The 12,969-nt window shown below is 70.2% G+C and carries 12 protein-coding genes; 6 read left to right on the forward strand and 6 right to left on the reverse strand.

The window, feature by feature from the left end; genetic code table 11:
* Positions 1-362 precede the first annotated feature (362 nt).
* A complete protein-coding gene (locus tag OXS49_RS08115; protein ID WP_244005555.1) occupies positions 363-620 on the reverse strand; it encodes a hypothetical protein in 258 nt (85 codons plus the stop codon).
* Between the two features lie 181 nt (positions 621-801).
* On the opposite strand from OXS49_RS08115, the gene OXS49_RS08120 reads away from it, so the two are divergent.
* Both OXS49_RS08120 and OXS49_RS08125 read left to right on the forward strand, forming a co-directional pair.
* Positions 802-1,812 (forward strand): SDR family oxidoreductase, encoded by a 1,011-nt coding sequence (locus OXS49_RS08120; protein ID WP_244005553.1) that lies wholly within the window; start codon positions 802-804, stop codon positions 1,810-1,812.
* A gap of 56 nt (positions 1,813-1,868) precedes the next feature.
* The gene (locus OXS49_RS08125) at positions 1,869-2,744 is read left to right on the forward strand and encodes an MBL fold metallo-hydrolase (RefSeq protein WP_267423379.1); all 876 of its coding nucleotides are present in this window, start codon (positions 1,869-1,871) and stop codon (positions 2,742-2,744) included.
* On the opposite strand, the gene OXS49_RS08130 is transcribed toward OXS49_RS08125, so the two are convergent.
* From OXS49_RS08130 to nthA, 3 genes are read right to left on the reverse strand one after another with little or no spacing between them, the layout of a single operon-like run.
* Positions 2,732-3,055 (reverse strand): nitrile hydratase accessory protein, encoded by a 324-nt coding sequence (locus OXS49_RS08130; RefSeq protein ID WP_267423380.1) that lies wholly within the window; start codon positions 3,053-3,055, stop codon positions 2,732-2,734. The genes OXS49_RS08125 and OXS49_RS08130 overlap by 13 nt on opposite strands.
* Entirely contained in the window at positions 3,052-3,711 is a 660-nt protein-coding gene (nthB, locus tag OXS49_RS08135; RefSeq protein ID WP_267423382.1) for a nitrile hydratase subunit beta, read from the reverse strand. The genes OXS49_RS08130 and nthB overlap by 4 nt, the downstream gene beginning before the upstream one ends.
* A complete protein-coding gene (nthA, locus tag OXS49_RS08140; protein WP_267423384.1) occupies positions 3,708-4,355 on the reverse strand; it encodes a nitrile hydratase subunit alpha in 648 nt (215 codons plus the stop codon). The genes nthB and nthA overlap by 4 nt, the downstream gene beginning before the upstream one ends.
* Positions 4,356-4,558: 203 nt before the next feature.
* Between nthA and OXS49_RS08145 the strand changes: the two genes are divergently transcribed.
* Both OXS49_RS08145 and OXS49_RS08150 read left to right on the forward strand, forming a co-directional pair.
* Positions 4,559-5,263, forward strand: coding sequence for a sigma-70 family RNA polymerase sigma factor (locus OXS49_RS08145; RefSeq protein WP_267423385.1), 705 nt, complete (start codon positions 4,559-4,561; stop codon positions 5,261-5,263).
* A gap of 142 nt (positions 5,264-5,405) precedes the next feature.
* Complete coding sequence (locus OXS49_RS08150) at positions 5,406-5,705, forward strand: hypothetical protein (RefSeq protein WP_267423386.1); 300 nt, start codon at positions 5,406-5,408, stop codon at positions 5,703-5,705.
* Between the two features lie 31 nt (positions 5,706-5,736).
* Here the strand turns inward: OXS49_RS08150 and OXS49_RS08155 are convergent, their stop codons facing one another.
* Together OXS49_RS08155 and OXS49_RS08160 are read right to left on the reverse strand one after the other, a co-directional pair.
* Positions 5,737-7,128 carry an amidase gene (locus OXS49_RS08155; protein WP_267423387.1) on the reverse strand — a complete coding sequence of 464 codons (1,392 nt, stop codon included), beginning with the start codon at positions 7,126-7,128 and terminating at the stop codon, positions 5,737-5,739.
* A gap of 4 nt (positions 7,129-7,132) precedes the next feature.
* A complete protein-coding gene (locus tag OXS49_RS08160) occupies positions 7,133-8,752 on the reverse strand; it encodes an ABC transporter substrate-binding protein (protein ID WP_267423388.1) in 1,620 nt (539 codons plus the stop codon).
* 207 nt (positions 8,753-8,959) lie between these two features.
* On the opposite strand from OXS49_RS08160, the gene OXS49_RS08165 reads away from it, so the two are divergent.
* Complete coding sequence (locus OXS49_RS08165) at positions 8,960-10,504, forward strand: acetolactate synthase large subunit (RefSeq protein WP_267423432.1); 1,545 nt, start codon at positions 8,960-8,962, stop codon at positions 10,502-10,504.
* Positions 10,501-12,948: a penicillin acylase family protein gene (locus OXS49_RS08170; RefSeq protein WP_267423389.1), complete on the forward strand. Its 2,448-nt coding sequence runs from the start codon at positions 10,501-10,503 to the stop codon at positions 12,946-12,948. The genes OXS49_RS08165 and OXS49_RS08170 overlap by 4 nt, the downstream gene beginning before the upstream one ends.
* The last annotated feature ends 21 nt before the right edge of the window (positions 12,949-12,969 follow it).

A 12,969-nucleotide genomic window follows, 5' to 3' on the forward strand; every position in this document is an offset into this window, starting at 1 on the left:
CAAATCGGAGCGCGGGCAACACACAGCGAACACGGCGGCGAGGATAGCTCGCCGTGCGGGTCCGCACCGCTGTGCGAGGTTCACGCATCCGGTCTCGAAGGCCGCGAAGCCCTCCTCTCCCCGCGTGCGGGGCTACCGGATTCACAGATCGGAGTTGGATAGGGCTGAGGGGCGGCCGCGCATCTCCCTCCCCCCTCCGCGGAGGGGGGAGGGTGGGCGCGTGTCTCAGTCGGACTGCGATCTGTGAACATCGAAGCCCCCAAGCGGGGCGAGGGGTTTTCAGCGGCCATTGATGGCGGAGCGGGCGAATTCTGAACCCGCAAACGACTGCGCCGGAGGTGTCCTGCGCGCCGGGTGGATATTCAGACCTTCCGGACCACCCGGCCACGACGGCCCGGGATGACAGCGTGCCGGACGATGACGCCGCGCAGGGCGGCGCCGAGGTCGTAGGACCAGGAGATGTACATCGCGACCACGGCGATCACGAACAGCGCCGCCCCGGCCGCGCAGGCCGGAAGTAGCAGCAGGAAGGTCAGCACCATCCCGACCGCCGTCCGCTCGGCCAGCGAGGCCTGGGGCCAGGGATCGATCGGCAGGGAGAAGCGTCGTCTGGAGCGCATGACTTCGACCTTCGGTGGTTCGGCATGACGCAACACAAGCGGTTAACAGCGGCCGGACTCGGTCGTTGCGTGGCGGAACGCGAAATCGACGCCCCCCGTGACGTTCCGGCCCGATGCCGCAGGGCAACCGACCGGCGCGATCCGGGTTGCCGTTCGAATTCCTGACGACGATGAGGTGGATATGGCTCGGGTTGCGGTCGTGACCGGCGGTACGGCCGGGATCGGACTGGCGGCGGCGCATGCCCTCGCCGAACGGGGATGGTCGGTGGCGGTGATCGCGCGCGATCCGGACCGGCTCTCCGCGGCCGAGCGGGCGCTGGCGGCCTACGGGCAGCCGGTGCTGGCGATCAGCGCCGACGTCGCCGATTCGAAGGCCGTGGACGCCGCCGCCGCGCGGATCGAGGCCGAGCTTGGGCCGATCCGCGCCTGGGTGAACAACGCGATGTCGACCGTGGTGAACCCGGCCGACCAGATCACCCCGGACGAGTACCGGCGGGTCACCGAGACGACCTATCTGAGCCAGGTCTACGGGACGCTCGCCGCGCTGCGCTACATGAAGCGGCGCAACCGGGGCGCGATCATCCAGGTTTCGTCCGGCCTCGCGGTCCGGGCCGCGCCGCTGCAGGCGCCTTACTGCGCGGCGAAGTTCGCGGTCTCGGGCTTCACCGACGCCCTGCGCTGCGAATTGCTGCACGACCGGGTGAATGTCAGCCTCAGCGTCATCTACCTGCCGGCGGTCAACACGCCCCAGTTCAACTGGGCGCGCAACCGGACCGGGCACCGGCAATACGCGCCGGATCCGGTCTTCGACCCGCGGCTCTGCGCCGAGGCGATCGCGTACGCCGTCGAGAATCCGCGCCGGGAGGTCTGGGTCGGGCGCTCGTCGATGATGATGGCGGCCGCGCAGGCCCTGGCTCCGGCGCTCGCCGACCGCAAGGCCGCCTCCATGTGGTCGGCCCAGCTCTCGGACGAGACCATCCCCGAGATGAAGGGGAACCTGTTCGAACCTGTGCCGGGCCCGGTCGGGATCGACGGCCGTTTCTCCGGTCGGACCAAGGCGAGCCGCAGCGAGTTCGTCACGAGCCGCACCCGCGACCTCGTGGTCGGCGGGCTCGCCGGTCTGGCGCTGATCGGGCTCGCCGGCACCGTCCACGCCGCCCGCTCGGCTCGCCGGCTGCCGGATCGGACGTAGACGGCTGCACCCCGTCGCGCCGCCTGCTCCAGCCGCCCCGAAGAAGGTTCAAGAAAATGCCCGGCTATCTGCCCTTCGCGGGCGCCCTGAAGCTGCCCGCCTACACCTGCGACAATTGCGGGTTCTGGCAGCGCCATTTCGAGATCCCGGCCGCCTGCCCGATGTGTCTCGATGCCCGCCACGTCGTGCCGCAGGACGGCTGGCGCTTCCGCACGGCGCGGGAGGCACAGGATGCCTTTCCGTGCCACTGGCAGGAACTGGAGCCGGGCGTGTGGCGGTTCTGGAACGATCCGGTCTCGGGCATCGGCCCGTCCGCCTACCTGATCCAGACCGAGCACGGGAACATGGGTTTCGAGGGCTGCCCGGTGTTCAGCGAGGCCGCCCTCGACCAGATCGAACGCCTCGGCGGCATGGCGGTGCTCTCCGCCTCGCATCCGCACGCCTACGGGGCATTGCCGCAATTGCAGGACCGGTTCGACCCGGAACTCTGCCTGGCCGCGGCCGACTTCACGTGGAGCGCGGCGCTGCAGGTGAGCTGGCCCTACGACGATTTCCTGGAGCCGCTGCCGGGGCTGGAGCTGCATCGGACCGCGGGTCATTTCGACGGCCACTCGGTTCTCTACGATCGATCGCGAAAAATCTGCTTCTGCGGCGACGCCCTGAAGTTCGAGCTCGATCCGACCGATTTCCGCCGGGCGACCACGATCTCGGCCCACAAGGCCTTCGTGCGCGGCGTTCCGCTCACCCCGAACGAATTGCGCCGCTACCGCGACGTGTTCGAGCGCCTCGATTTCGTGCAGACTTGGACGCCGTTCGAGCCGGCGCGCAATTGCGGCCGGCCGGAGGTGCTGGCGCTCCTCGAACAGCTGATGACCGGACGGTCGCATGCCGCCCCGGTGCCACTCGAGAGCCTGCGTGGTCAGGGTCGGTAGAGCGGGTCATTCTCCAGGCGGATCGGCTCGCCGTGCGGCGTGGCCTCGGCGGCCCGCCGGAACGCCTCCGTCCGCGCCGCGACGGTCTCGGGGCCGGCCACGCCGCGCTCGGCGAGGATGCCCTCCAGGGTGGCCAGCCACGCGCCGTAATCTGCGGCGCGCTCGGGCGCGCCCGCCGGGCGGATGCCCTGGCCGAGACGCTCCGCCCATTCCGACCACGTGAACAGCCCGGCCTCGCGCAGGCTGACCACCATGGCGAAGACCTGGGCCTCCCAGGGGGCCGAAAAGGGGCTGGGCGATAAGTCGGTCACGCGGGTTCCAGATAGGGTTCGAAGGCCGCCACCGTGACGGTCCCGCCGGGATCGCCGCTCTCGCCCCACAGGTCCTGCGCGCTGAACGCAACCGTGTAGAGCCAGACCGGGTTCTCGCCCGCCTGATAGGCGTTGGTGTCGGGAAAGACGAAAGCTCCGTCGACGCGTACGATCCGCCCGCGCTTGCCGCGGACGTAGCGCGGCAGCCGAGTATGCGTGGTCGGGTGGATGTTGCGGGCCAGGACCGCGTCGCCGAGCGCGAAGCGGGCGGGGGCGTCGGTCGCCCGGCTGCTCGGGAAGCCCGCCCGGAAGCGTTGCTCCAGGCCGTCGCGCGCGAGGGTCCGCGCCACGGGCTTGGCCCGCTCTGCAGCCCGGCCGGCCTCCATCTCGGCAGGCGTGGCCAGCCCGGTGGCGGCGATCTGCTTCTCCAGGGCCTTCAGCCAGATCGCGTAGTAGCTCGACGCGAGGTACTCGGCCGGGGGCAGCGACTCGCGGGCGGCGCGGCTGCCGTCGAGGTTCCAGGCGCCGGTATAGCCCATGGCGAGCGCCATCGCGAAGACGCGCCGCTCCCACGCGGCGTGGAACACCGGCTCGTCGGGCTCCGGCACCACCGGCCCGAAGCCGTGCGCGCCGCCGAGGTCCTGGGCACCGTTCATACCGGCATCTCCGCGGGTTCGACCGGCAGGGCCTTGGGCAGCCCGGTGCCGATCATGGAATCGCGCGTGACGAGGGCAGCCAAGGCCTCTTCGGAAAAGCCCTCGGTGCCCCCAGGGCGCAGCGGCAGGACCATGTAGCGGGTCTCGGCGGTCGAATCCCAGACCGTGATGCGCGTGGTCTCCGGCAGCGTCACCCCGAACTCCGCCAGCACGCCGCGCGGATCGATCACCGCCCGGGCCCGGTAGGGCGGCGCCTTGTACCAGACCGGTGGCAGGCCGAGCACCGGCCAGGGATAGCAGGAGCACAACGTGCAGACGACGAGGTTGTGCATCTCGGGCGTGTTCTCCACCACCACCATATGCTCGCCGCCGCGCCCGCCGATGCCCAGTTCCGCGATCGCCGGCGTGGCCTCGGTCAGCAGCCGCGTCCGGAATGCGGGATCGACCCAGGCCCGGGCCACCACCCGGGCGCCCAGATGCGGACCGACCTCGGTCTCGTAGAGTTCGACCAGCGCGTCGAGGGCGGCCGGGTCGAGATACCCCTTCTCGGTCAGCAGCGATTCCAGCGCCCGCACACGGGCTTCGACCGGCGAGATTTCGCTGCCGTGATGCACATGATCGTGATCCCCGTGGTGCTGATTCATCGCGCGCTCCTCACGATGCGCAGTCTGCACCGCCGGACAGGCCGCTTCCAGCTCAGAAGCACGGATGGATTAACCTCGGCCGTTAGGCGCCCGTTGCCTCTACCCCCCGATACCGCAGGGAGCGTTTGGTATCGGTTCATATTTCCACCGGTACGGATGTTAGAGCAGTTCCAGTATACAAGTAACGGGATCCGGATACGTCCATGATCGAAGACGCCACGAAGCCGTCGAGCAGGGCCGAAATCGACCGCAAGGCCGATGGCTACGCCACGGCCATCGGGCAGCACCTCGCCCTGCCGATCCGCGACTATTTCAAGCTCGTCGAGCTGGAGCCTCTGCCGGCGCAATTCGGAGATCTGGTTGCGCGGTTCGAGGTCGCGGTCGCCGCCCACGGCCAGCTTGTGCCCTTCGATTTCCGGGGCGACATCATCAAGGCGCTGCCGGCGCTGCGGACCTTCGCGCTGTCCCTGGCGGGGGACGTCAACCGGGCCGACGATCTCGTCCAGGAGACCTTCGTCAAGGCCTGGGCCAACCAGACACGGTTCCGCCCCGGCACGAACTTCACCGCGTGGCTGTTCACGATCCTGCGCAATCAATTCTACTCGGAGTTGCGCAAGACCCGGCGCGAGATCGAGGATGTCGACGGAACGCATGCGGGCCAGATGACCAGCCTCGCCGATCAGGAGGATGCCAGCACCCTCAAGGTCGTATGGGCGCGCCTCGAAGGATTGCCGGTGGCGCAGCGTCAGGCGTTGCTGCTGGTCGGCGCCGAAGGCCATACCTACGAGGAGGCGGCGAGCAAGCTCGGGTGTCAGGTCGGCACCGTGAAGAGCCGGGTGAGCCGCGCCCGATCCTCGCTGCTCGGCACCCTCGGCGTCGTCGTCGCCGGGCAGGCTCCGGCAGCCTGAGCAGCGCCTCCGAAGGACGGCGGCGAGGCGCGAAGATCATCAGTGCTGGGCCGCACAGGCGTCCGCGGTCATGCCTGTCGCCAAGAGGACGGACAGTCGCAATCCCGTATGATCGGCCCCGCTCATCGATTCGGGTGGGGGCATGGACGGGTCATCTCAGAATAACCAGGCCGTGGCCCAATGGTGCGCGGCACACCCCGCCCTTCTCGCCTTGGGTTTATGCCTGTTCGGTCTAGCCACCGTCACGGGGGCGTGGTGGATCGGCATCCTGTCGGACGCCACGGCCAGCGTGATCGGGGTCATTGACGTAGGCTGCCTGTACGCCTTCCTGATGGTCCATTTCGGCGTCAATGCTGTCATCAGCAACGTAAAGCTCGTCTGGTGGTGCCTCGCGTCGATCAGGGGGTTTGTTCAACCGCTGACGCGCAACCCCGCATCCTGATCGCGTCCGCCGCCGCCGCAGGCCTCGATCCTTACAAGGATGGCTGACGCAGATGCCAGTCGGTGGCCTGCTGGAAGGCCTGCCCGATCCGCAGCGCCATCGCTTCCTCGTAGCCGCCGCAAACGACTTGCAGCGAAAGCGGAAGGCCCTCGGCCGTGAAGCCGTTCGGCAGCGCCAGGGCGCAGAGATCGAGCAGGTTGCCGAACCGGGTGAAGCGCGAGGGCAGGTGCGCCTCGTCGACCGCGGCGAGCGCCACGGCAGCCGATTCCGTGGTCGGCGTCAGCAGGGCGTCGATCCCCGCCAACGCCTCGGCATAGGCCTGCTTCATCGCGGCACGGCGGTGAAGCGTGCCGAGATACGCCTGCGCCGAGACCGTGGCGCCGGCCAGGATCCGGGCCCGCACGGCGTCGCCGAGTTGCGCGGACGGGTCCTCCGCCAACGTCCCGTTGACGAAGTAGGCTTCGGCGTTGGTGATCGCGCTCATCGCCACGCAGTCGCTGAACCGGAACGGCAGGGCCACGTCCACGATCTCGGCGCCCTGCCGGGCGAGCCGGTCGAGGGCGTCGTCGTAGGCGGCCAGCATGTCGGCGGCGACGCCCTCCCGCTCGACCACGGGCATGCGGCCGAGGCGCAGGCCGCGCACGCCGCGGTCGAGCGTGGGCCAGGGTGCCTCCGGCTGGATGCCGCGGGTGGTCGGATCCAGGGGATCCGGCCCGGAGATCGCTTCGTAGAGGAGCGCAGCGTCCTCCACCGTGCGGGCGAGCGGCCCGGGCGAATCGAGGGTCGTCGAGAGCGGCACGATCCCCCAGGTCGAGACCCGCCCGACCGTCACCTTGAGCCCCGTCAGCCCGCAGAAGGCAGCCGGCAGGCGCACGGAGCCGCCGGTATCGGTGCCGATGCCCCAGGGCGCCATCCGGGCCGCCACCGCGACGCCGGTGCCGCTGCTCGATCCGCCGGGCGTGCGCGGAACCTCCGTGTCCCAGGGGTTCCAGGGCGTGCCGAGATGCTGGTTGGTACCCCAGCCGCCATAGGCGAATTCCACCGTGTGGGTCTTGCCCAGCACGATCATCCCCTGCGCGATCAGGCGGCGGGCGACGGTCGCGGTGCGCTCGGCCCTGCGGGCGCGGTGGGCGGCCGAGCCGCCCATGGTGATCCGGCCCTCCAGATCGATCAGGTCCTTGAGCACCACCGGCACGCCGTGGAGCGGCCCCACCGTGTGGCCCGACCGGATCGCCCGGTCGGCCCCCTCGGCGGCGAGGCGCGCATCGGCGGAGAACACCTCCGTGAAGGCCTGAAGCTTCGGCTCCAGTTGCGTGATGCGCCCGAGCAGCGCGTCCACCGCGTCGACCGGCGAGAGGCTGCGCGCGCGGATCGCCCGGGCGAGTTCGGCCGCGGAGGCGTGGACGGGATCGAGATCGGGCATCGGCTTATTTCACGCTGACGAGGGTGAGGTCGACGAACCAGGATTGCGGCGAGACGAAGCCGTGGACCGTCTTCGCCATCCCGCGCGGGTTGAGGTCGTGGACGATGAACAGCCAGGGCGGGTTGTCCACGAGGCGCTCGTGCGCGGCCTTGGTCTGGGCGTCGACCACCTTGGCGTCGGTGGTCTCGGCCAGCGCCTTGAGGGCGGCGTCGAACGCGTCGTCCTTCCAGTTCGGGAAGTTGAAGCCGGCCGGGGGGAAGCGGTCGCTTCCGAAGTAGCGCGCCATCACGGCGGCGTCCGAAGAGGGCGAGGAGACGTTGAGCGCCAACGAGCCCTGCAGGCTCTGCGCATCCGGCAGCGCGCGGCTGGAGTTCAACAGCACCTGCCACTCGACCACGTTGAAGCTGAGATCGACGTTGCAGGCCTGCTTCAGGTTCTCCTGCAGGTACTCGTTCATCGGCATGGGCAGCATCTGTCCCGAGCCGGACGACGAGATCATGATCTTGAGTTTCAGGGGTTTCGTATCCGAATACCCGGCCTCGGCCAGCAGCGCCTTCCCCTTGGCGGCGTCGAACGTGTAGCGGTTCTTCGGGGACCCGAAATTCGGGTCCTTGTCGTTGAGCCATCCCGAGGCCGGTTCGGCCGTTCCGTTGAGCAGCTCCACCAGGGCGGACCGGTCGACGCAGTAGTTCAGCGCCTGCCGGACACGCACGTCCTTCAGGGGGCTGTCTTTCGCGCCCATGTTGTAGATGTAGGGCCAGACATGCGGGTAGGAGCCCGTGGTGATGGTGAACCCGGCCTGCTTCAGGGACGGGATCGCGTCGGGCGCCGGCACCTCGATCCAGTCGACCTGTCCGGACCGCAGGGCCGCGACCCGGGCATTCGCCTCCGGGATCGGCAGCAGCCGGACCCGGTCGACCTTGGCCATCCGGTCCGGATCCCAGTAGCCGTCGAACTTGGCGAGATCGACCGCCTCCCGCGGGGCGACGCGGGTGATCTTGAACGGCCCCGTCCCGGCCGCCGGTAGCGCGGCGACCTTGCTCCAGTCGCGCCCCGCCTTCTCGAAGGATTGGGGTGAGGTGAACAGCAGGTAGACCACCATGTAGGGGAAGTACGACGCCACCTGCGTGGTGGTGATCTGAACCGTCGCGTCGTCGATCTTCTTGTAAGATCCGACCAGCGGCGCCCGGGCCCGGGAAATGCCCGCGCCCTGCGGCTCGAATTGCGGGCTGTCGTTCTTGAAGTAGCGGTCCAGATTCCAGATCACCGCGTCGGCATTGAACGCGGTACCGTCATGGAACTTGACGCCCTGGCGCAAGTGGAAGGTCCAGACCGCCTTGTCGTTCGGGTCCTGCTCCCAGCGCTCGGCCAGGGCCGGGACGATGCCGGCGAGCTTGGTGGTGCTCTTGAGGTCCCATTGCACCAGCCCCTCGAAGATCGGGTAGCCGAGGAAGCGCATACCCTCGAAGCCGTTGTTGGGCATCCCCGTCGTGGTCGGAATGTCGGTGGCCGTCATGGCGATGCGCAGCACGCTCTCGGCGCTGGCAGGCCCCGCCAGGACGACGGGTCCAGTCGAGGCGACGGAACAGGCCAGGGCGGCGGCAATCAGGCGGCGCGTTTTCATCGGACCCCACGGGTGGAAGGTGCGGCTCGCCTCCGGCAAGTCCCGCGCCAGACCGTGCCATGATGCCAGCGTTTGGCGAACGGGAGATGTCACCCGCCGCCCCTTGCGCTGGACCGCCACGGCGTCACGATAATACAGAATCCATGGCGCCGCCGAGGCCGCCAGCGAGAGGGAGAGCTGCCCGTGAGCGATGGGATGCCGGCTGCGATGAATGGGGCCGAGAGCCTCGTCCGGACCCTCGTGGAGGGCGGGGTCGAGGTCTGCTTCACCAATCCCGGCACCTCGGAGATGCATTTCGTGGCCGCCCTGGACCGGGTCGAGGGGATGCGCTGCGTGCTGTTCCTGTTCGAGGGCGGGGCGACCGGCGCTGCCGACGGCTACGCCCGCATGGCCGACAAGCCGGCCTCGACCCTGCTTCACCTGGGGCCGGGCCTCGCCAACGGGCTGGCCAACCTCCACAACGCCAAGAAGGCGCGCACCCCGGTCGTCAACATCGTCGGCGAGCACGCGACCTACCACCGGGAATACAACGCGCCGCTGACCTCCGACATCGAAGGTCTGGCCTGGCCGATGTCGTCCTGGGTGCGGACCGGCATGAGCGCCGCCGAGATCGGCTCGGACGGCGCCGCCGCCATCGCGGCCGCCCGCACCGCGCCCGGTCAGGTCGCGACCCTGATTCTGCCCGCGAATACCGCCTGGGATCCCGGGACCGGGCCCGCGCCGGTGCCGGCGATCCCGGAGCGGGCCAAGGCCGGAGACGCCGCGATCGCGGCCGCGGTGAGCGCGCTGCAGAGCGGTGAGCCGGTGCTCCTGCATCTCGGCGATTGGGCGGTGCGGAACGAAGGCCGGGTCATCGCCGCCCGGATCGCCCGCAAGACCGGCGCGCAGCTGATGGCGATGACGTCGAATTCCCGGATCGATCGCGGTGCCGGCACCGTGCGGATCGAGCGCCTGCCCTACCCGATCGACCAGGGCATCGACGCCCTGAAGGGTTTCCGCCATATCATCCTGATCGGCGCGACCCCGCCGGTGGGCTTCTTCGCCTATCCGGGCAAGCCGAGCCTGCTGGCGCCGGACGGCTCCTCCACCATCACATTGGCCACCCCCGAGGAAGACCAGATCGACGCCCTGGGGCGGCTGGCCGAGGCTGTCGGCGCCCCGCCCGCCGAGCCGGTCGCCGCCGCACCGCGCCCGAAGCTCCCGACCTCGGGGCCGCTCGATCAGGACACGATCGGGCAGGTGCTTGGCGCGCTGATCCCCGAGGGCGCGGTGATCTGCGACGAGTCGATCACCACGGGCCGCAACTTCTTCGCCCTGACTCGGGACGCGGCGCCCCACACGTGGTTGCAGCTCAGCGGCGGCTCGATCGGGCTTGGAATCCCGATGGCGACCGGCGCCGCCATCGCCTGCCCCGACCGCAAGGTGATCAACCTCCAGGCCGATGGCAGCGGGCTCTACACGGTGCAGGCGCTCTGGACTCAGGCACGGGAACGCCTCGACGTGGTGACGCTGGTCTGGTCGAACCGCTCCTACGCGATCCTGCGGGCGGAGCTGACCAATGTCGGCGCGCTCAATCCCGGCCCGAAGGCGATCGGCATGCTGAGCCTCGACGATCCGGCTTTGGATTGGGTGAGCCTCGCCAGGGGCTTCGGCGTGGAGGGACGGCGCGTCGAAACCCTGTCGGACTTCATCGCGGCGTTCCAGCACGCGCTCGCCAACGCGGGGCCGCACCTGATCGAAGTCGCCCTGTGAGCGGGGCCGCGTACCCCCTCCCCGGGCTCGACGGCCCGGTCGAGATCCGGGTCGACCGCTGGGGGCTGGCGCATATCCGGGCCGGCTCGACGCGCGACGCCTTCCGGGCGCAGGGCTTCAACGCGGCGCGGGATCGGCTCTGGCAGCTCGACCTCTGGCGCAAGCGCGGCCTCGGCCTGCTGGCGGCGAATTTCGGACCCGGATACCTCGCGCAGGACCGCGCCGCCCGGCTGTTCCTGTTCCGGGGCGATATGGCGGCCGAATGGGCTGCGTACGGGCCGCAGGACACGCGCGCCATCGTCACGGCCTTCGTGGACGGGCTCAACGCCTACGTGGCGCTCACCGAGGCGCGGCCCGAACTGCTGCCGCCGGAATTCGCCCTCACCGACACGCGCCCGGCCCGCTGGCAGCCGGAGGATGTGGTGCGGATCCGCAGCCACGGTCTGGTGCGCAACGTGCTCTCGGAGGTCGCCCGCGCCCGCGTTCTGGCCCGCGCCGAATCCCGGGCGGCCGGGCTCGCCGCGGACGACCTGCGCAAGCGGATCAGCCCACCGCACGACCCGGTTGTGCCGGACCGGCTCGATGCCGCCGACTGGCCGGACGATCTCCTCGACGATTTTCGCCTCGCCACCGCGACGGTGGGCGTCTCGCCCGAACGCCTGGTGGCACCCCGCGACGAGGCCTGGGCCTGGAGCAAGGTCGACGCGCACGGCGCCGTCACGCGGGGACCCCGCGCCGCCCCGAAGGAGCCGGTGGAAGGCTCGAACAACTGGGTGGTGGGGGCCGCCCGCACCGAGACCGGCCGTCCGATCCTGGCGAGCGACCCGCACCGGGTCTACCTGCAGCCGTCCCTGCGCTACGCGGTCCATCTGACAGCGCCGGGGCTCGACGTAATCGGGGCCGGCGAGCCGGCGCTGCCGGGCATCTCGATCGGCCATAACGGCCACGCGGCCTTCAGCCTGACCATCGCGCCTATGGATCAGGAGGATCTGTTCGTGTGCGAGACCGACCCGGCCGATCCGGATCGCTACCGCTACGGCGAGGGTTGGGAGCCGATCGAGCGCGTCGTGGAAAACATCCCGGTGCGCGGTGGGCCGGACGAGACCGTATTGCTCGGCTACACCCGGCACGGCCCGGTGATCCGCGAGGCCGCGGGCCGCGCCTTCGCGCTGCGGACCGTCTGGTCCGAGCCGGGTGCTGCCGCCTATCTCGGCAGCCTCGCCTATCTCGGCGCCACCACCCCGGAAGCCTTCGGCGAAGCCCTGCGCCACTGGTCGGCGCCGTCCGTGAACCAGCTCTACGCCGACGCCACGGGGCGGATCGCGTGGTTCATGGCCGGCAAGGCGCCGGTGCGGCCGGCCCATGACGGGCTGCTGCCGGTGCCGGGCGACGGCCGCTACGACTGGGCCGGCTTCCACGATCCCGGCACCCTGCCCCGCAGTCTCGACCCGGAGGCGGGCTGGCTCGCCACTGCCAACGCGATGAACCTGCCGCCGGATTTTGATGCTGAGGCGCACAAGGTCGGGTTCGAATGGGCCGAACCCTGGCGCGCCCGGCGCATCCGGGCGGTACTCGGCGGCCAGACCCGGCACAGCCTGGAGGATTCGCGCGCGCTTCAGGGCGACACGTTTTCCGAGCCCGCCCGCCGGCTTGCGAATCTGGTCCGGGCCATGTCGCCCGCCTCCGACCCCGATATCGCCTCGGCCCAGGCGCTGCTGGCGTCGTTCGAGGGCCGACTGGATCCGGATTCCGCGGCGGCCGCCCTCATCGAGGTGTGCTGGGTCCACCATCTGCGGCCGGCCCTGCTCGAGACGCTGGTGCCCGATGCCGGCACCCGGCGCCTGCTGCCGCCCGGTGACACGCAAAGCCTGATCGAGCGGCTGGACGGTGGTCTCGACGTCGTGACACGCGAAAAGCTGCTGGCGAACGCCCTCGGGGCCGCGTTCCGGGACTGCCTGGAGCGGATGGGGTCGGACCCGATGGGCAGGCTCACGCCGGAGGTAGAAGGCCCTCTCCCTCCCCCCTCTGCGGGGGGAGGGAGTGATGCGGAGACGATTGCGCTTCGCGAGCCCCGGATCGGCTGGTCCTGGGGCCGTCTGCACCACGCCCTGTTCGCCCATCCCCTCACCGGCCTGAGGCCCGATCAAGCCTGGGATGTCGGCCCGCTGCCGGTCGGCGGGGCCGCGGCATCGGTCATGCACGCGGAGTACCGGACCGACACGTTCCGGCTCACCCACGGCGCCTCGTTCCGCATGATCGTGGACGTGGGCGACTGGGACCGATCGGTCTTCATCAACGTGCCGGGCCAGTCCGGGGACCCGGGCAGCCCGCATTACGCCGACCTGGCCCCGATCTGGGGCCGCCAGGACCATGTGCCGATGCTCTACAGCCGCGAGGCTGTCGACACCGCCACCGAGACGATCATCACCTTGAGCCCCCCCTGACCGGGCGGCCGGGACGGAGTG

Source organism: Methylobacterium sp. GC_Met_2 (assembly GCF_026540795.1).
Classification (GTDB): Bacteria; Pseudomonadota; Alphaproteobacteria; order Rhizobiales; family Beijerinckiaceae; genus Methylobacterium.